Raw genomic sequence first — 22,832 nt, 5'->3', positions numbered from 1 at the left:
TAGGCATCAAAAACATATGAGTTTTTGATGCCTATTTATCAAGAAATTGTTAACTACATGATTTTTTTAAAAAATCATGATATTCATTTATTCCATCTTCAATCGAATAGGAAGGCTTGAACTTCAGTACCTCTCTAGCTTTTGTACCATCAAGCGGAGAAATTTCATCATATCCAAAATCACCTGGACCTAATTCAAATACTGTATTTGGAAACAGCTGGTTCAGAACAGCTATGATTTCTTTTGAATTTGTTAAGCTCCCATTTCCTATATTTAATGTTAATCCATTTGCATTATTAGAAGTTATAGTTAACCATATCGCGTTAACGACATCCTTAACATAAATATATTCTAAGTTTTGGTCTAACCCTGTATTTTCTATTACATTTTCATTATTTAAGGCTTTTTCTAGCATATACTTAATTGGATCATGCGTCACCCGGCCAGGACCGTACACAAAGGGAAGCCTTAATGAGGTTGTCATTATTCTATATTTTTCGAAATAAACTCTAGCTAAATATTCACCTGTTACCTTAGTTACACCATATATAGAGGCTGGCGTAGGCAAAACTCTTTCATTTAAGCTAGTATTTTTGTTATTACCATAAACAGCTGCTGAGCTTAAATAAACAATTTGCTGTACATCAAAAAGTCTCCCTGCCTCCAGTACATTTGAAGTTCCTACTATATTTGTATTAATTATCTTATTTGGGGAATTTTCAAAACCTTTTGGGTGAGATATTCCACCACCATGAATAATTTTATCAATTTTATATTTTTTTAACACGGAAGCCAAAAAGGGAAAATCATCGACACTTCCCTGTTCAAAACTAAAATGAGGTAATCCTTCTTTGGGCTGATTCATATCAACACCAATAACACGAAGGTTCTTTTGTAATAAAAAATCTACTAAGTGGCTTCCTATCAAACCATTGCTACCTGTTACTAATATATTCATTCTGTACCTACCTCTTCGCGAGGCCAGTCACAAAATCTATTTCGATATAAATATTTTCCACGGCCTGTTTTTCCAACAATCTGTTTATCCATAACGATAACTTCTCCTCTGGATAAAACAAAATCAATATCCCCTTGAACCTCCATACCTTCATATACGTTATACTCTGTTCCCTGTTTCTGAGTTTCTTTCGTGATAACACTAGATTTATTTGGATCAAAAATGACTATGTCACCATCACTACCAATATTGAGGCTTCCTTTTCTTGGATACAAACCAAAAATCTTAGCAGGATTCTGGCTTGTTATTTCAACAAGCTTTGGCAACGTTATTCTACCTTCATAAACTCCGTAATGATAGAGTAGTTGAAGGGTGCTTTCTATACCTGGTAAGCCGTTCGGAGCTTTCGTGAAGTTATTAACTCCTTTTTCTTTACCATCTACATATGGATGAGATGCATGATCAGAACCAATAGTAGAGATGGCTCCTAGTTTAATTTTATCCCAAAGTGCTTCTTGATCTCTTTTTGTTCTTAATGGTGGAGAACAAATATATTTAACGGCCTCCTTATCTTCTTTTTTTAAATAATTCTCATCCAAAACTAAATATTGAGGACAAGTCTCTCCAAAAGCGTTGACTCCTCTTTCCTTTGCCCTCTTAAATTCTGTCAATGCCTCTTCAGAGGATATATGAACAATATAAGTTGGAGCTTCTGTAATCTCGGCAATTCGTAATACTCTCGCTGTTGCCTCTGCCTCCAATGATGCAGGTCTAGTATACGCATGATAAATGGCTTTTGTGTTCTTTCTGTCCAATGCCTCTTCAATAAGCTGATCGATTATCCTACCGTTTTCGGCATGGACATTGGTTACCATCCCTTCTTTTTTCGCCGCTTTCATTAGCAAATAAATCTCATCATCATTTACCATGTTTTCCTTGTATGCCGTAAACAATTTAATGGATGTTACCCCTTCTTCTGGTAGTCTAGATATTTCTTTTAGAACATCTGAGTTACATTTATTAATGATGGAGTGAAAGCCGTAGTCTATTAACGATTTTTTGGCCTTATTTTTCCATTCCATTAAATCTTCTAAAAAAGTTTGTGAATTGTCGGGATCTGTAAAGTTGATAATAGTAGTTACTCCACCAGATGCTGCTGCTTTCGTGCCAGTTTCAAAGTCATCTAAAGTACCGTTAAGTGCAAGATGAGTATGTGGGTCAATTAAACCTGGAAGTACATATTTGTTCGCAGCATTGATGATAGTATCTCCTTTTTCACCATTTATGTGATTAGATATCATACTTATTTTTCCATTATTTATTTTTAAATCTGCTTGAAAAGTGTCAGAAGCTGTAACTAATATTCCGTTTTGCACAATTGTAGCCATGTTACCCTCTCCTGTCTTTATCGGTTTATATAATGAATGGCAGTATTAGCTAATAAATCTGTCCCCAGCTTAATATCCTCTGCTGAAGCAAACTCTTTCGGATTATGACTTCCATTTTCAGATCTAACAAATATCATGGCCATATCTGTAATTTCTGCCATTAGCTGTGCATCATGACCTCCACCACTCGGCATTTCATAAGTCTTCAAGCCAAGCTCCTTGCTTTTATGTTTCATAGTTTCTAATATATGGGTAGCTGACTTCGCAGGATTGGCTTTTAATTTACTCGTAATCTCGTTCTTTAACTTCCTCCGTTCGCTGATTTCCTTCACTCTTTTTTTGAGCTCATGAAGAATAGCCTCTCTCCTATCTAAATCGGTATCACGAATATCAATAACAGTAGAAACTTTACCTGGAATAATATTCACTTGACTTGGTTCCACATCCATTGTGGCAGCTGTTCCTACGGCATTTCCTCCATACTTATTGACAATTTCTTCTACTGCTAAAGCTGTTTCACTTGCGCCTAATAAAGCATCATAACGTAAGTCCATAGGAATCGCACCCACATGATTCGATTCCCCTTCAAAAGTCACCTCTGTTAAAGATAGACCAGTAATTGCCGTTACAATTCCGACTGGGACATTTTCCCGAATCAAAATTGGCCCTTGTTCCACATGCATTTCTAAATATAGTTCAAACTCATCCCCACTTCTTATTGCTTTGGCCATATTATCTGGGTTTAAACCAAAATTTCTTAGCACTTCATACCTCGAATCGCCATTACTATCGATTACGTTAAGGTCTTCTTCCGTTAAATTACCTGTCATCGCCCTGCTTCCAAAAACACCACCAGATTGAAACCTTGATCCTTCTTCTTCACAAAATGCTATTACTTCTATAGGTCGCTTATTTGGAATACCTTCTTCCTTTATATGCTGTGCAACTTCTATTCCTGCAATAACACCAACTGTCCCATCATATTTTCCACCATTTCCAACAGAGTCGACATGAGAGCCTAATGCAACAGCCTTTAGTCCAGGCACTGTTCCTTCTTTTCTAGCAATTAAATTTCCTGCCTGATCTAATTTAACCTCCATTCCTGCCTCTTGCATCCATTCGGAAATTAAGTCCAGTCCTTGTCTATATTCTTCCGTTAAAGCTATTCTAGTAACACCTCCATCCTTAGTTTTTCCAATCTGAGCTAACGCTTCTATTCTATGTTCTAATCTTTCTTTATTAATCACAACAGAGACCTCCATATCATTTTTTGGACATATCAGTTTAAATTACTTTATCACTTGAATCTTTAGTTTTAGCATCCATCATAGTTTTTCTTTTTGACCACATTAAAATAAGATAAGTTACAGCCGCCGCTCCAACACCAATAAACCAGTTATAACTATATAAGTAGCTGATGGATGGAATGATTAATCCACTGTATGCAATTAAAGCTCCCACTATAAACGCTATTAATCCGTCTCGATTCCAGCCGCCATATATTCCATCGTGTCGGAATAAGCTCCCAAGGTCATAGTTTCTTTTCCGAATAATAAAGAAATCTACTAACATAATCCCTAGTACTGGAGCCATTGTTGCTCCAATTGCCCCTAACACCATATCTAATGATCCACCTTCTTCATACCAGAGCCAAGGTGCAGAAATAGCACCGATTGTTAAAGCGATTGCACCAGATTTACGAAAATTCAATTTAGATGGTGACAAGTTTGTTAAATCATATCCAACCGCAACTCCATTTGTTGCAACGTTTACTGATAAGGTTGAAATTAAAATGGAGACTGCGCCGACTATTATAATGAAAGGGTTTTCAAATTGAGCTAAAACATAAATTGGATTGGTTATCGGTTCTTCAAATGCATACATCGTACCTGCTGTAGTTAATAGTGCCATTAACGAAAACAGGATAAACATTGTCGGCATCCCCATTCCTTGTCCGATAATATGATCTTTTTGAGATCTTGAAAATCTAGTTAGATCAGAAATATTTAATATAAGAGTCGCAACTGTACCAAGTAAAGCAGTCATCCCTAGAAAGAATGTCGGCCAAAAATCATTATTTGATATGGTTGAATTGATGGATACTAAATTACCAAACCCATCGGCAACATTTACAGCCCAGACTACTAATCCTACTGCAATGATCATAATTACTGGACCTGCCCATGATTCAAATTTTCTTACTCGTTCCATTCCATGGGTGATGACAAAAGCGTGTAATATAAAGGTAATCGCAAATGCAACAAATTCATTTAAACCAAGACCTAAGACATTGATATCTCCGAGGCTATCCCATGCTGGAAAGGAGGAAGCGAGAATGACATTTACAGCAATACTTCCAATGTACATATGAACGCCAAACCAAAAAATTCCTAAGCACGCTCGAATAAATACAGGTATTTGTGCACCTTTTGTTCCAAAGCTAGCACGGATTAGTACAGGAAATGGTACACCATACTTTGATCCCGAATAACTATTAAATGCAATTGCGATAAAAGCAATTAAATAAGCACAAGATATACAAGCGAATGCTTGCCAAAAACTCATTCCTGATACGAGTAAATTGGCAGCGACTTCCCATGCAACTATATTGTGTACAATCCCCATCCAAATTGCTGCATAGGCCCACCATGTCCAATTTTTCTTTTTACCTGTCAATGGTGCAAGGTCAGAGTTATACAAATTTTCATGTGGCTCTTTACCATCAATTAAAACCCTTTCATTTTCCACTTTTATCCCTCCCATTAAGTTTAAAATATTACGTTTAAATTAAAACATCACATCTCCGCAATTTGGTCCTAGTGTTTGGCCTGTATATAGATTCCCATCAGGATCAGAGGCAAGAAAAACAGCGGTAGGAGCTACCTCCTCGACTTTACCAAATCGAGGAATAACCAATTCATTCTTCTTGTTATCCTTCCAGGTTTCACTTACTTCGTTCATTAGTTGTGTTTCTATAGGACCAGGGGCTATACAATTTGCTGTTATCCCATAGTTTCCAAGTTCTAATGCCACAGACTTAGTAAATCCAATAACCCCAGCTTTAGCTGCAGCATAATGACTATGTTCCACACTACCTTTTTGAGCAACCTGTGAAGATATGTTAATAATCCTACCAAATTTATTTTTTATCATATACGGAACCACTAATCTTGTAGTTAGAAAAACACTAGTTAAGTTAACTTCGATCATCCGATTCCATGTTCGTAAGTCCATTTCATGAATAAGAGTGGGGGTTGAGATTCCGGCACTATTTACCAAAATATCGATTTTGCCATACTCACCGATTGTATTAGAAATTAATTTGTTCGTCGTTTCTTCTTTAGAAATATCCCCCTCTGTTATCATCACTTTATCTCCAAATGGCTCCATTTCAGTTTGAAACTTTTCCTTTTCCTCAGAATTTCTTGCCAGATAGTTTAACGATACATTTGCCCCTTCCTGAAGGAATGCTTTGGCTATAGTAGAGCCGATACCCCCTCCAGGCCCTGCCCCAGTAATAACTGCTACTTTATTTGCTAATTTCAATCAAATCACTCCTTCTACATCTTACAATTCAGCAATAGCATCGATTTCAATAGGTATTCCTTTTAAATCACACCCAATTGTCGTTCTCACTGGTAGATTATCAATAAAGAACTCCTGATAGACTTTGTTATATGCTTCAAAATCTTCTAAATTAGTTAAATATGTGTTTACTTTAACAACATCTTCTAATTTAGCATCTGCTGCTTCTAATACATTCTTAATATTCGTTAATGCTTGTCTTGTTTGTTCCTCTATCGTTTTCGGAATTTCACCTGTTTTTGGATCCACTGGTGCCTGTCCTGCAACATAGATCGTTTGATTTACTTTAACTCCTTGTGAAAAATGTCCACCTGGTTTTGGTGCCAAGTTTGTATTAATAATTTCCTTCATAATTATCCCTCCCAAATATTTTTACTATGCTTTCTGTTCACTACGTACTACATCTAAGTAATTATAGAGTGTGTATTTTGAGATATTAAAGTAATCACAGATTTTATCACCTGATTTTTGAATAAGAAAGGCACCCTTTTCGTCTAGATACTTTATTCCCTTCATCTTATCTTCTTTACTCATAAGCGCTACTGGTGTACCTATGTGATTTTGAGCTTCTTGGATTAAAACTGCTAATACATCATTTACGTTATTTACGAATACTTCTTTTACATCAGTGTTTACATTGCTTAAATCTGTGAATTCTTTAATAGCTGATTCTGCCACCATAAGGCTTGTAATATCGTAATTAATACATATACACCCTATAGGTCTCCCTTTACTATTTCGAATGTACATGGTAGTTGACCTTAACATTCTTCCATCCTTAGTCTTTGTTAGATAGTTGTGTTTATCTCCTTCGCGATCCGTTCCCCTTAAAACTTCCAATCCTAAATTAGTTCCTGTATCCCCTACTTTCCTTCCGGTTACATGACCATTTTCAATCAATACAATTAAACCGCTTCCATATTTTTCGTGTTGTGTTAAATCCAGAAGTACCACCTCGCAATTATTTCCAAACTGCTTAGCAATACCTTTTACCATTGAAGTTAAAAATTCCATTTCATCATTAATATGTTCCAATTTTAAGAGCTCCTATCTATGAAATTTCATAATGACATCATAATTAATTTTTTTTAGGTTGTCAATATTTTTTTTAGTTTATTAATTATTTTATTCTAATTGTTGCAAAAATTTTCGACCACCATTTATCAAAAAGAAACAAATGAAATGGTTTGAAAACCAAAATCACATAGATATTGAACAATAGAAAAATGAGCTATAGATAGAACGGTCCTCCAAGTCTTTGTCTATGGCTCATTTCTAAACACTGTCTTATTTATCTGTTTTTTGTATGTAGAAGTATTCGTCAAAAAATATATTTAAAAATTTACAATTAAACTATCTGAGAGATTAGTAATAGAAGGAATGATAGGACCCGATGTGGAAATATATATAATAGTATAAAGTGTTTAATCCTACCTTATTTTCATATATATAAGCTAAGGACTCGAGCAAAAGGAGGGTCTGTATATGCGAAATTTTTATTCTGTAGTTTCTTTAGTATTTGTGATATTAAGTATGGTACCACTAATAGTCAAGTATGATTACGAATGGGTTAAATTAGTGACATTTGATCAAAAGGGACTCATTGGGGTGCTACTCCCTATCATTTATGGATTAATTAGTATAATGTTCGGTTTCGTGTCAAGAAAAGGGACTGTTAAGACATTGTTACTTGTCTTTGGTGTGAGTTTCCTTATATTGAATTCAGCCTACGTATTTGTAGCTATCTTTGGCTTTCAAGATCCTTAAATTATTTTTTAATTAAAGCTTATAAAAAGGAACTCTTCACTATTAGAAGCGAAGGAGTTCCTTGGTTTCTACCCATTCAGTCAGTATATAGCCTTTTTCTGAATCGTGACCTAACGACTCGTATACCCTGCGTCCGCATTCTGAATCCCAACAATATACCTCTTATGACATATATTATGTGAAAGTAAAGATTAGGGCATGTTCGTCTAATGATTCACTGTATCTTATCGTAGAAGATGCCGTTAATCGATCTCGAGAAACGATATCTTATAATTCTTTGCGCATTATTTCTATTGATTTCAGTGCTCATGATAGACTTATTTTTTTTCCTTAATCTCCTCTACCCTTTTATATACATCTTTACTCTCAATATTAAAAAGAAACTGCCTTATAGGTGCTCTCCATTTTAAACTCCATATTTTAACTTCAAAGAATACCTTGTCTCATTCGACATAATATGATAAATTACAAAAGTAAACAAAACTTTATCATATAATCCTGGTAATATGGTCTGGGAGTTTCTACGGAGCAACCGATAATTGCTCTACTATGGACGTTGAATGTTAGAATGCTTCATTCTTGTAAAAGCTATCATTCTTTAATTCTGTATAAATTTTTATATACAAACGTCTATGGATACCATAGGCGTTTTTTTGTTTTTCTCTCCTATTTTCTGTAGCAGTGTAATAGAGGTTCGCTCCGTAGAGAACAGAAAGGTAGGAGTACGATGGAAATACTAAAAGACATCTTAGCTGCCCTTAGTGGTGTGCTAAACGGTTTGCCTCAAGGACTACTTGCACTCGCATTTGGATTTGCCTCCGTTCCAACAGCAATGGCCTTTATTGTAGGTGCATTAGGGAATAGTCTAACTGGATCTGTTGCGGTTATCTCTTTCCAAGCAGAAACCATTACGGTAGCAGGCTCGATGGGGAAAAATATGCGCGAACGATTGTCTATGATCTTTTTTGGTGCCTTGATCATGTTTGTCATTGGCGCTTTTGGCGCTTTAGAAATGATCATTGATTGGATTGGCCCAGTCATCAGTAATGGCATGATGGCAGGTGTTGGTATTATGCTAACAAAAGTTGCATGGGATATGGCGAAAGGTGATAAAATCCCTGGAATCGTTTCTTTCGCTACAGGTTTAATCACCTATTTAGCGACACAAGACTTAGTATACACGATAACCATTTCTGTTATTTTATCTAGTATTGTTGCTTTTTTTACTAGTAGAGATAAAGAGACGAAGGAAAAGAAACCATTTGTTAATGATCGTTTTCAGCGATTACAATTTGTGATGAATCCAATGGTTATTCGTGGAGCTCTAGCAATGGTTTGTTTAAATATCGGTGCAAACATCGCCTTCGGAAATATTAATAGTGATATTGCAGGACGAGATGTAAATGTAGATATCCTTGCGATGATTAGTAGTTTAGCAGATATGGCATCCTCCTTCTTTGGTGGTGGTCCAGTCGAGGTGGTGATTTCCGCTACCGCAAGCGCTCCCCATCCCGTCTGGTCTGGTGTCGTCATGATGGCGATTATGGCCGTTATTCTGTTATTGAAGCTTTTACCTAAAATTGGTAAATATATACCAACAGCCTCTATTGCTGGTTTTTTGTTCGTATTAGGTGCTATTGTGACACTTCCTGGAAACGCAGCAGCAGCATTAACTGCTGGAGAGGGATCACAAAGTATCGTTGGGGCAATTACGATGGTTGTCACCGCTATAACTGATCCGTTTCTTGGCATGTTGTCAGGAGTAGTTATCGAATTTTTGATGAAAATACTTGGATTTTAATCGAGGAGGAGAACCATGTCAGAAACATATAAACTTATGATTAACGGATTAGAACGAGAATTACCGATCATTGAGATCAATAATCAGCTAAGTATTGCGAGCTTCGTGATTTTAGGAGATACAGAGCTTGTTTGCCATGTCGCTCCATTACTAGCAGAAAAACTACCATCTGTCGATTATATCGTAACAGCTGAAGCAAAAGGAATACCACTTATCCATGAATTAACAAGAATCATGAATAAAAAAGAATACATTATTGCACGTAAAAGTGTTAAAGCATATATGAAGAATCCAGTTATCAACCGAGTAAATTCAATTACGACAAAGGATGAGCAACTACTTTGCTTAGATGGAAAAGATGCAGCATTACTAAAAGGAAAGAAAGTGGCTATCGTTGATGATGTGATCAGTACTGGGGAATCAATTCGTGCGCTGGAGGAGCTTGTACAACAGGCTGGAGCCATGGTTGTGGCTAAAGCAGCGATTCTAGCGGAAGGCGATGCTGCTGATCGGGATGATTTAATCTTTTTGGAAAAATTGCCTATATTTGAGTAATCTCGAGTATGATTATCTTGTCTTTGACTTATCCGATAGTAGCAGGCATATATCCTATTCCGTATATGCCCTGCTATTGGAAGGTCGATTTATTGTATATTGGTATTAACTTATAGAAGATACCCCAAAAATGCTAGGCAGACCTTCAAGCACTCACCGCATTGTTTATCGATACAATGAAATAATAATAACATTGCATAGACAACCACGTCCATTGCTTTTATTTCTTACTAGAAAATATTTTACTATCGAATGCTAACCTCCCGGACGAAATAATTCACCAATTACTGTCAGTATTTTGCAACTAGAATTTTACTTTGTCTAGAATAATCATAAGCCTTCATTCCAATTAATCTAATGAATGATAAATAGCTACACGTTGGGAGCTCCATGCTTTCTTATTCGTCCACATGTCAGCTTCCTCTTGCCAAAATGGATGTCTTTGTGACAAACCTAATGGAAGGAAAAGAAAGCTACACAAATACAAGCTGCCTGTTGATATGTAAAATTCCCCTAACTCAGGTTGATGGCCTGCTAATCCAATCTGTAACCAGCCTTTTTCATCAAACAAATCGGAGTTACGAAAAGTAGTGCGCAACACTGCTGTTAAGCCAGCTCTTAATTGGCCGAAAGCCAATTCTTCTGGAAGCTCTTCACGCAGGACTTGATTAGCCAGATGATGGAAGGCACCAAATCGATAAGCAATCGATCGACCAATAACAGGAAATGTTCCTTCTGGTGAAATCATACGTTCTAAAATACGTGTATATTGAAGCGCTCTTTCCTTTATTTTTTTCTTACTATCCGACCAACCTTGATCATGCTTACCTACTATATCGACAATATCTAATAGCATCGGGTGAATAACATAGCTGTTATAATAATCAAAATGAAAGGATGCCCCATCACTATACATACCATCACCAACATACCACTGCTCAAATTGCTTGATCGCATAATCAATACGCATGGCATCCCAATCCACTTCGCCTAATTCATATAAAACAGCTTCAATGATGGCAGAAAATAATAGCCAATTTGAAAAAACCGGTTTAGTATTTCTCGTGGCTTTTAACGCCTGCAGGATATTTTTTTGGACACTTGTATCCAACTGCTTCCATAACACTTCTGGAGCACGATGGATCGCCTGTGCTAAAAAGGCACTGTCAACAAGAGGCTGACCACTTTCACCGAAATTCATATAATCCTTTGAGGCAGGATCTGTCGCATGTTCCAAACACTTTTGGATCCGAGCAATATATGTTAATCTAAGTTTTTCCTCAGCTGGATCCTCTGCCTGCCGCTCTAACCATGGTGCCATCCCATTTAATAATCTAGCAAAACCCTCTAAATGGCTAAAAGCCTCACGATTACTACCAGGAATTTGCTCTACTGGCATGTTTTCTTTTAGGGTTTCACGTTCAAGCTCTGTGATTAATGGCTCCGCAATCGCTAACATATTATTCAACCAATAAGATCGATCATCTGTCATGGACTATGTTCCTCCTTTTTTCTACAACAATTTTGTTCTCGATTTTTTGAATCGATTGATAGGCAAACCACATAACAATAAAAGTAATTCCACTCCCTAAGTATACACAGATTATTCCCGGAAAAAAATAACCAATAAAGAAAAAGGCGATGACATTAATTAGAATGAAAAGCGAATGGACCGGAGAGATGAGCGCGATCATTACTCCATGAAGAAAATAATCTATCAATCTCGCTTGATAATGAACAAAGGCTGGAAAAATATAAATGGCAAGAATAGCGAACAAAAAAGCGAAACCATATAAGATAAAAAGCAAAAGAGGCTCCAGCCAATTATTAAGTGAGCTGACAAGCGTCATATTCAAATAGATTAAAAAGCATGCTACTACTAAACTATAGCCGATAATATTAGCTGTGATAAAATTTTGCTTGAATTCTAGCCAGAATGTTTTCAAGATAGTAACATCCTTTTCCCCTCTTATCCATTTTCGTTCAATGGCAAGCATGGCAACTACTGCTGGGAAAAAGCCAAAGACTACAAGGCCAAAGATACTAAAACAAATCCACAATAAATTAAGAAACGCTAGTCGTGAAATCCAAGTGGCTGAAGTATATATGATTCCCCCATTGTACATGAAGCTTCTCCTCCCATTCTCTTAAACATTTTTACAAAAGCTAGAAACATAACTGCGCCTGTGCATCACAGGTGGATCAACATTGGTCAGAGGACGTGACCGATTCAGTCGATGAAAGAACGGTATCGTCTCTCGTTTTTTCGATTGGCAAGCCTTTTTTAACGTAGTTGCAAGGTGCCTTCCAGGGTAAAGGATATATTGGACAGTTTAGTTGCAGGTTCTCTCATTTTGTCCCATATCCTATTTTATTGGACAAGTTCAGTTGCAATTTCGCTCCTTTTGTCTTATATCACTGATATGCAACTAAAATTTCACTAAGCACAAAACGAAGGGCAAGAATGTAGTGCTCTCTAAAACTATCATCTGAACTCCCTAAATGCATGGGCTGTTGCTATAGTAGCCACTTTTTCTTGCCTTCGCTTGTGAAGGATCTTAGATAATAGATACTTCCCTTTATCTATTGTCTAGCCATGCCTTACTTTCCTCCTGTGCTTTATCTAAGGCTTCTTTGGCAGATCTTTTTCCAGCTAATGCTGCTTCAATTTCCGAGGTTAAGATAAAACGAGGCTGAGAGGATGCCCAAGGATAGCGCGGTGTCCATGGTGTTCGCATTGCTTCGATGGTTGGATTCATCATTTTTTCTACTTCCTTATAGCTCTCCCAGTCTTCAGCTGCTTTAATAACAGGCATAGCATTTGCTTCTTCAAATAGATATCTTTGAAAATCTTCACTAACAGAAAATTTAATCCATTCCCAAGCTAACTCCTTATTATCACTTTCCTTTGCCATTGCCACAGGGCTTCCCGCAAACATGCCACCAATACCATCATCATTGTTAAATTCTTGGGCTATTCCAATTCGATCTTCAAGTCCTTGTGCATACACTGGGAGAATTAAATCACCTGGTCCTTGATTCAGCATAATGGCAATATTGTTACGATCTGTTAACCACCTTTCTGCCCCTTGATTACTAATTAAGCCATCTGGAGCATATTCTTGCATCTCTAATAGCCACTCTAGGCCATTGACCATTTCTGGACTGTTATATTCAAATTGAATCTCATCCCAGGCAAAACCTGTGCCCCAGCGTCCGTTCTGACCCTCTGCCAAGTTTACTAAGGTGAAGGCAGACGACCAGTCACCTCGAAACCAAATGCCGTAGTTCTCCTCACCGGTTACAGGATTGGTCCCTGTCATTTGTTTAGCTTTTCTAGCTATCTCCTCCATTGTTGGATTATCCGAGAGATATTCTACCCCCCATTGATCAAACAGTTTTTTATCGTAATTAATAAAACGCGCATCTCCGATTAAGGGGAGTCCGTAAATGGATAGCTCGTCACTGTCAGGTCCTAACACCTTCCAGCCACTGACTTGATTTTCAATAAATACGTCTAGGCTAAATTCGGGATCCTCTTCGATATATGATTGGAGCGGTTCAAGCACTCCTTGGGCAGCGAAATCTGCTAAGCCTGGCATCTGATAAACATCAGCCTCATTGGAAGTAATCATCGCTTGTGTTTTTTCCGTATACCCTTCCCATGGCATTAAAATAAATTCAACTGTTGCACCAGGATGCTGCTTTTCAAATTCCTGTTTTATTGAGTTAAGACCCTCATTTGTTTTTCCTGTAATAGGATCTGTTGCATCCTCCATGGAAAAATCACCTATTAAATGCACGGTCAACGTTTGCCCTGCCCACTTTCCTTCTTTTTTCGATGTACTCTCTGTTCCACTTTCACTTGAGGAACACCCAGCCATTATGCCTAACATTACTATGAACCAAACAACTAGCCACTTTTTTTGTACTTGCATGACGCCAACCTCCTTCTTTCTCATCATTTATTCACCCTTTACACCACTTAGAGCAATACTTTGAATAATGTAACGCTGTAAAAAGAGATACAGGACAATAATTGGTAGGATACTTACCGTAGCTAAAGCCATCGTAAGCCCTGCTAGACTGGTTCCATTTTCTAAGGCGAAGCTTGAAAGATATAAAGGAACCGTATGCAAATCTTGATCACTTAAAACGACAAGAGGCCACATAAAGTCATTCCAGCTCCAAATGAAGGATAAAATAACCATTGTCGCTGCAATTGGACCTGCTAAAGGTAAATAAACAGTGAAAAATATCCGAAATTCTCCGGCCCCGTCAATTTGTGCTGCCTCCCGAAGTGTTGATGGTAGCTGATCAAAGAACTGTTTACAAAGAAAAATTAGCATCCCATTAATCACGGTTGGTAGAATGAGTGGCCAAAAGGTGTTAAGCAGATCCACTTTGTTAAATAGTGTATATAATGGAATCAATCTAGGCTCCATTGGGATCATCAATGTACATAGCACAAGTAAAAAAAGTAATTTTTTATACTTAAAGGTACCCTTGGAAAAGGCGTAGCCTGCCAACAATGAGGCAAAAACCTGTAAGAGAACCGAACTGATGGTGACAATAGCAGAATTAAGATAGGATTGGACAAGTCTGCCATTCTCAAAGACAATTTTATAGTTAAAGCTTGCTACCTCTTCTGGAATCAACCTTGGTGGAAAAGGCAGAGTAATATTAGCGGTTCGATCAAAGCCAACACTTACCATCCAAATAAATGGAATCATAAGTAATATACCGAAAATAAGTAAGACGACAAACTGGGCAATATTTGTTACTTTTTCATTCATTTTTGGATTCATAGAAATACCTCCCTTTCGCTCGTTATAGCTTCATTTTTGATACCTTTAAATTAATAAAGGTAAAGACAAGAATGATGATAAACATAATGTAGGTGGCTGCTGAAGCAATACCAAACTCAAAACCAGTAAAGCCTCGCTCATAAATAAAGGCTCCCATAGTTTGAATGGACCTTGCCGGGCTACCACTCGGGCCACCTAACACATAGACTTCATTAAAGCGTTGTAACCCACCGATCCAGCCTGTAATTAATAGAAACGCAAATGTTCCAGACATGTTAGGCAATGTAATAAATAGCCACTGTTGAAATTTGTTTGCTCCATCAATGCGTGAAGCTTCATACATTTCTGGTGAGATAGCCTGCAAGTTAGCTAGACAGATAATAATGACGAAGCCAATCCAATGCCAAATCGCTAAGAGAATGACCCCCCATTTTGAGGTAGCTGGATCGGAAAACCATGAAGAAGCAGGTAACCCCAGGGCTTCTAAAGCGTAATTTGCCACCCCTAAATCAGGATGTAAAACGAATTGAAAAATCATAGCTGCTGCAACGATAGAAGTAACGTGTGGTAAAAAGTAAACTGTTTTTAATAAATTTTGTCCAAACTTAACGGAGTTAATTAATGAAGCAAAAATAAAACCTAAAGGGATCGTAATAATAATTTGGAAAAAGGCGATATAAAAAGTATTCCACACCGAGTTCCAAAATGAAGTAGAGGTTAATACCTGTTGAAAGTTCTTAAGTCCGATAAAATTCTCGATCGTTCCATTAGATTGATAGAAACTTAAACGAAATGATTCTACGATAGGATAGACCATAAATAACAAAATACCTAAAAAGCTCGGGAGTAAAAAGACATACCAAATCCACCTATTGTTCTTTTTCTTAGCTTTCAATGATTGAACATGGACACTTGACGACATTGAATGGTTCATACTTACCTTGTCTTTCGCCAATTTTTTTCCCTCCTTTTGAATTACATGGCAACATTACCACTTGGCACCGCTTACAATACTTGAAAAATTTATTACAAAGAAATCTTAGAGCTCATAATAGTTTCTGAGCATACTAGACATATCTCCTTTATTTTCTCGACTACGATATTCTGAAGGCGTAACATAATAAAATTTTCGAAATTTACGACTAAAATGGGCAGCACTAACAAAGCCAGATTCTAATGCAACGTCTAATACTGATTTTTCCGGATATATATCCAATAAATATTTGGCACGCAATAATTTGCGTCGCATCATATATTGCATAATGGTAATACCAGTGACACTTTTGAATATCCTTGACATATAGTACTTGCTGATATGAAGCTGCTCGGAAATTTGATCAAGTGAGAGATTTTCATGGTAGTGATAATCAATCCAAGTCATTATCTCATTTACCTGCATAATCTTGTGGTTCTTCCCTGTAGGAACGGGTACTACTTGAGTCTTCGTTAATTCATAAATAATAAACAAGAGTTCAATTAACAAAGTAGTTGTGACACCTTCTAGCATGCGCCTTTCAATGGTTAGCTCGGTATGGCTCATCATGGTTAACTGTTTTTCATGAATCTTTTTTAGTAATCCCTGAATCTCCTCAAACTTTTTGGGACAAATATCACGTAGTAAGATATTTTCTAACTGGTTAAAGGGTGTCAATATTTCTGGAACATTTAATCTATTAATAATGGCCCTTATCCATTCAGGCGAAAAGTTGATTACCGACCGCTCATAGGGAACGTTATGGTTAGGGGCAGGCCCGTGTAAAGCAGATCCATTCATCACGATAATATCATTTTCGTGTAGTTGAATAATTTGATTGTTTAATAAATACTTACAATCACCACGATGAAACATATAAATTTCAAAATAATCATGAGAGTGGACATAAAAATCTTGTGAGTGAAATAAATAGTCTTTTTCATTCAAATTAGCGCCCATTCTTCGATAAAAGAAATGAAAATTTTCAAATTTATCCATAGACACACCCCTCGTATAAGTTGTTTGAAAAAGTTACTTTTCGTAATTATATTATACCTAGGCTAGACCACGATTATTTTTAAAAATCTACCTCCCTCATCATTTATCGATCCTTTCACTTGTAGCATTAGTTATAACACTTTCATAAAAGCTCCCTGATCAGACAGCTAAGGCAATATCTGTCAAACCCTTATTCTTGCTTCATTGCTTAATATAGTCAGTCAATTTTCGAAGCAGGGGATTATATCTGTGCATTAAAGATAACATTCACTTTCTCCTTGTGCTGTTTTAAAATTGTTTGCTTCTTGTCTGAAATTGCTTTCAATAGATGGAAATTGCTTTTTTTAGTAAAACAACCATTAAAAGTCCTTACACGTGCTAATGAGGATTTGTTTCATTACATTAATATATTAATCATAGTTATTCGAAGGGCCTATCACTAATTTGACTAGAACTCAAGTATGCAACTAGAGAGCAATCAAAGCATATCGTCGGGTGAAATAGACAGACTGTTCTCTCTACCTGAAGCCTACATTACAAAAAAACACGTTGATCTGGGAGTTAATCCAATCAACGTGTTTTCATTTTTGCTTCCTACTTTTTATTAATCTTTTTTCGGTGAAACATTATTACGATTATCTCTACAAGCAGCAAGGTAATAGCAACATGATCGACAGTATTTAGTACAAGCCTAACTTTTTTATCAAAATCCTATTTTCTATTCTGACAAATTTGGGTAGATTTTGAACTTCTGTATCAATTACCTCATCGTTGTTATAGGCAACCTCTACTAAATCTTTTACTTTAGTTTCTTGAAGCAATCAAAGACATATACACTAATCTATGATGTCAAAGTGAAAAAAGGATCACTTACCCCAAAATATGTAAAAGGAAAAATGTTTTATTTGAGAGAGTTTACTGAAAAAGAACAAGGTTTATTCCTTTTACCGCAAAGCATAACACCGTATTCATTCAATCCTATACAACTCCAGCTTTACTGTATGTAGCAAGCTATATATCCTTGATTATCTTTTGATAAATTCTTATTTCTTCATCTAATAATTCGCTATATTCTAAAGTAGAAGGTGCGGTTAACCCATCTCGAAAGCCAATATCTAATAATTCTCTGCGCATTATTTCTATTTTTTCTAATAAAACCCCTATATCGTCAACATTACTCTCCTTACTCATTTATCATGATTCACTCCTAAAATAGTACAGTTATAAAAATCTTTATTTTTACTAATAACTCACTGCTTTGCTGTTAAGGAGTGGTAATCTCCCTTACTGAGATGACTTCAATCGCCATATACATTATATACAACAAAATGTTGTTTGTAAATAAATCCAGCACCTTTTTGTTGTATTTTTATTTTCATCCAAGATAAAGTTGTATAATGCACCAAAAAAGGAGATTAGAATGTTAGTTTTTCAAGAACGATTAAAAGAATTAAGAGAGCAAAATAATATTAAACAAGAAGAAATGGCAAAAAAATTAAATATATCTACTAGTGCATATGGATATTATGAGCAGGGAAGAAATGAACCCTCTTTGGAGACGATTCAAGCGATAGCAGAAACATTCCATGTATCTACTGATTATTTACTCGGATTAAAAGATAATAAAAGATCTGATATCCAGTCCATCAGTGATTTACAATTAACCTATGAAGAACTAGACACAGTTTATCTTATGAAACAAATTGGGCTATTAAAAGAATTATCTCGCGCTTCAGAAGCAGACTTACAACGCATGCAACGATTATGGAAATTTTTACAGAATGAAATGCAGATGGAGAAATCGCGGGATTGAGGAAGATTTTGTCATCCGAGGGTAACCTTGAAGAATGGGAGTTACCATTGTATAAACAAAAAGAAATTACAGCCAGATAGTTAATTACTTTAAATGGTATCAAGGACACAGAAGGTTGCAATTATTTCGTTCTAATTAAAGGAGTGATTGTAACTGTATCTATTTATAGCTTTAATAATAGTATTCACATTATTACATATTATTTCTGGTCTGTACTTCTTAATAATGAAAAAAATAAAAATAAAACTGGTTTGATTTTAGGATATTGTTATTTATTTGTTGGGGCTATAGGGATTTTTATAATCATTTATTATTTGATTTAGATTTTTGTCTGTTGCAAAAAAGCAACATTGTAATAACTATTCACGGAACGAAAATAGTTTGAGATGCGGCTCCACTCACTTTGTCTGATATAAGGCATTGGAGAAAGCAATAATAGTAATTAATTTGCTCCTGATGTAGAAGATAATGCTAATGTTTGTACCCCAAAAATTAGATTTTCACTCTAACTTTTGGGATACATTAATAGTTAGGACATGTATTTACTTTTGGTTTTTGATAAATTTATTGTATTATTCTTTATTAAATGAACTAATAAGGCGATTAAAGGCAAAGTTGTTCCAATGAGTAAAGTTACTTCACTATTAAATTTATAGTAAGAATAACTTCCAATCCAAGAACCAAAGGCTCCTCCCAAAAAGAAAATAGTCATATATAATCCATTAAGTCTGTTTCTTAGCTCGGGATTCAAACCAAAGATAACTTTTTGACCTAATAATACATTTCCTGATACCCCAATATCGATGCTAACTCCGGAGACAAGGATTAAAATTACACTCAATAGTGAATGATCTTGAACAAAAAATAATAGTACGATAGATAGTATTACGAGCGCCATTGATACATTCGTCATGGTAAAAATATAACCTTTATCTGCTATTTTACCAATAGTAGGAGATAACAAAGCTCCAGCTATTGCAACAAAGCCAATTAATGCAATTTCATTATTTGAAAAGTTTAATGGCTCAGACCTTAATAAAATCGGCATTATTGTCCAATAAAGACTAAATGTTGCAAATAAACATGCGTGATAAAAAGCTCTTTGTTGTAAAGGAGAAGTATTTATTAGTAGCTTCACCATAGAAGCAATTAGTTTTGAATATGACATGTTACTATTTGAAACTACTTCATAGTTAGGCAAAAATTTTATAATTAACAGTAATACGGCAACTAGCGTTATTAATGAAAATAGAAATACCATCCTCCAGCCGAACCAGTCAGTTATTCCGATAGATAATGGGCGTGCAATCATAATTCCAATCAATAAACCACTCATCACCTTACCTACATATTTACCTGTCTCTTCAATGGGCACAACCCTCATTGTTAGTGGAACTAATATTTGAGCCGTACAGGCCCCAATGCCAATTATGGTTGTTAATATTAAAAAAATAATTCCTTTTGTCGAAATAAGAGTACCAATTAATGAAAAAATAGAAAGCACAATAAGAATAACAATTATTTTCTTACTTTTAAATAAGTCAGCCATTGGTACGATAAAAAATAATCCCAATCCATACCCAATTTGTGTCAAGGTAGTGAGTAATCCAGATAAATCAGAAGAGATGTTCAGATCTTTTGCAATGAATTGTACAATTGGTTGAGCATATTAGCAGCAAGTGAACCACAACTAATTGCCAAAATAAATAGTAGAAAATTTGTCTTTTTAGTCAACTTTATCATTCCTTTTGTTTATTTTTATTTTTTTGGTACGTTCGTTCCGAAATACTAAAAAAAAAGAAAGACTATAGGTCTGCAATAGTCTTATCCACTAGATGATAGGCCAGATTTTTCTCTTTTTTGTATCTGGACATTAAATTAATGCTATGATTTAGACTTAATAAAGAATATGCAACTAATTCGGAGTTAGCCTCTTGTGAAATTTCTCCTTTCTTTTTTCCTTCTTCAATGACTTGCTTAAATACTTTTTCAAGTTCATTAAAATCATTTATAAGTATTTCTTCTATGGAAGGATCAATATGTCCAATAAGCAGTGAAGAATTAGTGATAATACAACTTTTTGGAATGTCATCTGAATAGCATTTTTCAATTTGTTCATAAAAAAAGGATTTAAATGATGCTTTAATGTTTTTACCACTAAAAAGTAAATTTCTTCTTCGATAGCCATAGTTTTTATAATGTTCTAAAACCAGTTTAAATAGTTCATCCTTATCTCCAAAACTATCGTAGAGAGTAGATCGACTTATTCCCATCGTTTCAACAAGATCTGAGATATATGTAGCGTCATAACCTTTCTCCCAGAATAAATACATAGCTTTATTCAAAGCATGTTCTTTGTTAAAACTAATCCTTCTACCCAACTTACAACACCCCCATTCATATAATTTAGTATAAAGTTTACGGAACGATAAGTCCAGAAAAACTTATCTTGAAATCAAGTCCTCCGTTTAAGGCCGCTTTTACGGAGGAACATAGGTAGAAAATGTTTATTAATTCAGGGAAAAAGAATCCATTTTGATCAATATTTTTTCAAAAAGGATTCTTTTTATTTTGCCTAAAATGGGGTTCTGTGGGGTATTTTTAATCAAACTTTATTTTAAAGCTACATTTGTTTACACACGCAAAATAAATACAAAAATAATGCAAAAAATCTCCAAAAGTAACAGTTTGAAATGCGGGCCCACTCTTTTTGTCCGATACCTTTTTATATTGGGCAATTTGAGGTGCGATTCCACTCTTTTTGTCCGTTATCACTTATATCCTTCATTTATTACATCTGTTGGACAACATTCCTACTGCTTGAGACTTAATTTTCCACTAAGCCACAAGTTAGTAAAAAAGCGACTGTTCCTTGAACAATCGCTTTTTCTAATTAAATCTTATTCATTAGAATTTTTATAATAAATTAGATTATCTGTCCATTCTCCAAACTCGAATATAAACCTTTTTCTTGTACATTCATACTCCATACCGACACTCTCTGCTAATTTGATGGAAAAAGAATTATCAAGAATTTGAAAGCAATATTAAGGGCTGCTGATTACTGCCACTGGAATGTACCACCGAATGCCAGATTGTTTACCAACTCAAACCTCTTATATAATTAGTGAGCACACCTATGTGTGACACTTTTTATATATAAAGTAAATTAATCAATTATAAAAGTCCTACAGCTGTTGGTTTAAAATAAAGTTTGATTATTTTCTACCTTTGATCTTCAACAATCGCGCCCGTTGAGGAAGCTCAAGGGTGAATTTAACCACACGTTAAAATTTGCTGTGGACAGTACTTTAAGAGACAGGAACATACATACACCAAAAAAGATCTTCGTTTCCATCCACGTGGGTAGCGGAATGAATGCGGAAATGATTGGTTTGGCCTTGCTCATTATTTATCGAAATAAAACTAACCTTCTTCTGCTCAATGTGATGCTGTTCCCATAGATTTTGAAACAACTTGCTTTGCTGTTTTAGATTTACAACGAGTTGATTAAGAATGGGGTCCTCCGGAAAGCGGTCATAAATGCCCCGAAAGACTGCAACCGAATAGGTTGAAAACTCGTCCCAATTTTGAATACGATCCCGAATACTTTCCTCCAAAAATAGGAGTTGTAGTAAATACCGTTCTTCGGAAGCACAAGAAGAAAACGGAAAAAGCATTGTTTCGGCCCCTCGATTCCAAAAAATAACCTTGGAACGCTGATCTGTAATGAAGGATGGAAATGGTAAATCGTCGATTGTGACTTGTAATGAATCATTATATTGTTCTTCATTCGGCAATGATAATGCTTCATTATACGCTAAATTGAAAAGATGTTCTTTCTCGTCAGGACTAAGCTGTAACGCCTGGCCAATATTCATTAAAACCTCCCGTGAAGGGTGAATGTCTTTTCCCTGTTCTAACCATGTATAATACGTCACACTAACGTGGCTAAGATAAGCAACCTCTTCCCGGCGCAGGCCCGGAGTTCTTCGTCTTCCCGAGGTCATGTGAATACCGGCTTCTTCAGGCTGAACCCGTTCTCGCCTGGACTTTAAAAATTGGCCAAATACCTTAGAATGTACACTTTTTTGCATAATACTTGATTCATTCCTTTCTCATTGCATTACCAGTATAGCTTTCAATTTGCTTAAGATAAAATGATTTGTTCAACTTAACTGTTGA

20 protein-coding genes, 1 pseudogene and 1 riboswitch are annotated in these 22,832 nt (G+C 35.8%); of the genes and pseudogenes, 4 read left to right on the top strand and 17 right to left on the bottom strand.

The features are described 5' to 3' along the window. Nucleotides 1-49: 49 nt before the first annotated feature. The 7 genes from ACZ5R4_RS16780 to ACZ5R4_RS16750 are packed head-to-tail and all read right to left on the bottom strand — an operon-like array spanning nt 50 to nt 6,966. Complete coding sequence (locus ACZ5R4_RS16780) at nt 50-958, bottom strand: NAD-dependent epimerase/dehydratase family protein (protein WP_464367661.1); 909 nt, start codon at nt 956-958, stop codon at nt 50-52. Beyond that, the gene (gene hydA / locus ACZ5R4_RS16775) at nt 955-2,346 is read right to left on the bottom strand and encodes a dihydropyrimidinase (protein ID WP_464367660.1); all 1,392 of its coding nucleotides are present in this window, start codon (nt 2,344-2,346) and stop codon (nt 955-957) included. The genes ACZ5R4_RS16780 and hydA overlap by 4 nt, the downstream gene beginning before the upstream one ends. Nucleotides 2,347-2,363: 17 nt before the next feature. After that, complete coding sequence (locus tag ACZ5R4_RS16770) at nt 2,364-3,593, bottom strand: M20 family metallo-hydrolase (protein WP_464367659.1); 1,230 nt, start codon at nt 3,591-3,593, stop codon at nt 2,364-2,366. 37 nt (nt 3,594-3,630) lie between these two features. Next, the gene (locus ACZ5R4_RS16765; RefSeq protein WP_464367658.1) at nt 3,631-5,094 is read right to left on the bottom strand and encodes an NCS1 family nucleobase:cation symporter-1; all 1,464 of its coding nucleotides are present in this window, start codon (nt 5,092-5,094) and stop codon (nt 3,631-3,633) included. Between the two features lie 39 nt (nt 5,095-5,133). Next, the gene (locus ACZ5R4_RS16760; protein WP_464367657.1) at nt 5,134-5,892 is read right to left on the bottom strand and encodes an SDR family NAD(P)-dependent oxidoreductase; all 759 of its coding nucleotides are present in this window, start codon (nt 5,890-5,892) and stop codon (nt 5,134-5,136) included. Nucleotides 5,893-5,913: 21 nt separating this feature from the next. Beyond that, nucleotides 5,914-6,282: a Rid family detoxifying hydrolase gene (locus ACZ5R4_RS16755; RefSeq protein ID WP_054860255.1), complete on the bottom strand. Its 369-nt coding sequence runs from the start codon at nt 6,280-6,282 to the stop codon at nt 5,914-5,916. 24 nt (nt 6,283-6,306) lie between these two features. After that, a complete protein-coding gene (locus ACZ5R4_RS16750; RefSeq protein ID WP_464367656.1) occupies nt 6,307-6,966 on the bottom strand; it encodes a helix-turn-helix transcriptional regulator in 660 nt (219 codons plus the stop codon). A 450-nt stretch (nt 6,967-7,416) separates the two neighbouring features. Here ACZ5R4_RS16750 and ACZ5R4_RS16745 point away from each other — a divergent pair, with 450 nt between their 5' ends. The 3 genes from ACZ5R4_RS16745 (at nt 7,417) to ACZ5R4_RS16735 (ending at nt 10,054) form a co-directional block, all read left to right on the top strand. Beyond that, nucleotides 7,417-7,698, top strand: coding sequence for a hypothetical protein (locus tag ACZ5R4_RS16745; RefSeq protein ID WP_054860253.1), 282 nt, complete (start codon nt 7,417-7,419; stop codon nt 7,696-7,698). Between the two features lie 468 nt (nt 7,699-8,166). Continuing rightward, a riboswitch (purine riboswitch) is annotated at nt 8,167-8,268 on the top strand. 157 nt (nt 8,269-8,425) lie between these two features. Further along, nucleotides 8,426-9,499, top strand: coding sequence for a guanine permease (locus tag ACZ5R4_RS16740; protein ID WP_109985292.1), 1,074 nt, complete (start codon nt 8,426-8,428; stop codon nt 9,497-9,499). 15 nt (nt 9,500-9,514) lie between these two features. Beyond that, the gene (locus ACZ5R4_RS16735; RefSeq protein ID WP_109985291.1) at nt 9,515-10,054 is read left to right on the top strand and encodes a phosphoribosyltransferase family protein; all 540 of its coding nucleotides are present in this window, start codon (nt 9,515-9,517) and stop codon (nt 10,052-10,054) included. A 349-nt stretch (nt 10,055-10,403) separates the two neighbouring features. Here ACZ5R4_RS16735 and ACZ5R4_RS16730 read toward each other — a convergent pair whose 3' ends face one another. From ACZ5R4_RS16730 to ACZ5R4_RS16700, 7 genes are all read right to left on the bottom strand, one after another. Beyond that, the gene (locus ACZ5R4_RS16730; RefSeq protein ID WP_464367655.1) at nt 10,404-11,546 is read right to left on the bottom strand and encodes a DUF2264 domain-containing protein; all 1,143 of its coding nucleotides are present in this window, start codon (nt 11,544-11,546) and stop codon (nt 10,404-10,406) included. Beyond that, a complete protein-coding gene (locus ACZ5R4_RS16725) occupies nt 11,536-12,180 on the bottom strand; it encodes a YesL family protein (RefSeq protein ID WP_277679180.1) in 645 nt (214 codons plus the stop codon). The genes ACZ5R4_RS16730 and ACZ5R4_RS16725 overlap by 11 nt, the downstream gene beginning before the upstream one ends. Before the next feature lie 453 nt (nt 12,181-12,633). Next, nucleotides 12,634-13,992, bottom strand: a complete 1,359-nt coding sequence (locus ACZ5R4_RS16720; RefSeq protein ID WP_181397632.1) for an extracellular solute-binding protein — start codon at nt 13,990-13,992, stop codon at nt 12,634-12,636. A gap of 27 nt (nt 13,993-14,019) precedes the next feature. Beyond that, complete coding sequence (locus tag ACZ5R4_RS16715) at nt 14,020-14,862, bottom strand: carbohydrate ABC transporter permease (protein ID WP_464367654.1); 843 nt, start codon at nt 14,860-14,862, stop codon at nt 14,020-14,022. 22 nt (nt 14,863-14,884) lie between these two features. Then, on the bottom strand, nt 14,885-15,817 hold the full coding sequence (locus ACZ5R4_RS16710) for a carbohydrate ABC transporter permease (RefSeq protein WP_109985287.1): 933 nt from the start codon (nt 15,815-15,817) through the stop codon (nt 14,885-14,887). A gap of 84 nt (nt 15,818-15,901) precedes the next feature. Next, complete coding sequence (locus ACZ5R4_RS16705; RefSeq protein ID WP_109985286.1) at nt 15,902-16,834, bottom strand: AraC family transcriptional regulator; 933 nt, start codon at nt 16,832-16,834, stop codon at nt 15,902-15,904. A gap of 1,011 nt (nt 16,835-17,845) precedes the next feature. Further along, entirely contained in the window at nt 17,846-18,025 is a 180-nt protein-coding gene (locus ACZ5R4_RS16700; RefSeq protein WP_054860249.1) for an aspartyl-phosphate phosphatase Spo0E family protein, read from the bottom strand. A gap of 229 nt (nt 18,026-18,254) precedes the next feature. Here ACZ5R4_RS16700 and ACZ5R4_RS16695 point away from each other — a divergent pair, with 229 nt between their 5' ends. Continuing rightward, nucleotides 18,255-18,647 (top strand): helix-turn-helix domain-containing protein, encoded by a 393-nt coding sequence (locus ACZ5R4_RS16695; RefSeq protein ID WP_054860248.1) that lies wholly within the window; start codon nt 18,255-18,257, stop codon nt 18,645-18,647. A 529-nt stretch (nt 18,648-19,176) separates the two neighbouring features. On the opposite strand, the pseudogene ACZ5R4_RS16690 reads toward ACZ5R4_RS16695, so the two are convergent. The 3 genes and pseudogenes from ACZ5R4_RS16690 to ACZ5R4_RS16680 all read right to left on the bottom strand — a co-directional run bounded on the left by ACZ5R4_RS16690 (nt 19,177) and on the right by ACZ5R4_RS16680 (nt 22,744). Then, nucleotides 19,177-20,390, bottom strand: a pseudogene (locus ACZ5R4_RS16690) (MFS transporter). Nucleotides 20,391-20,452: 62 nt separating this feature from the next. Beyond that, a complete protein-coding gene (locus tag ACZ5R4_RS16685; protein WP_054860247.1) occupies nt 20,453-21,028 on the bottom strand; it encodes a TetR family transcriptional regulator in 576 nt (191 codons plus the stop codon). A gap of 930 nt (nt 21,029-21,958) precedes the next feature. Beyond that, the gene (locus tag ACZ5R4_RS16680) at nt 21,959-22,744 is read right to left on the bottom strand and encodes a helix-turn-helix transcriptional regulator (protein ID WP_464367653.1); all 786 of its coding nucleotides are present in this window, start codon (nt 22,742-22,744) and stop codon (nt 21,959-21,961) included. Nucleotides 22,745-22,832: the final 88 nt, after the last annotated feature.

It is taken from the genome of Gracilibacillus sp. JCM 18860, from assembly GCF_055395245.1.
Note: the sequence above shows the minus strand (reverse complement) of the source record. Positions and strands in the feature narration are given on the sequence as shown.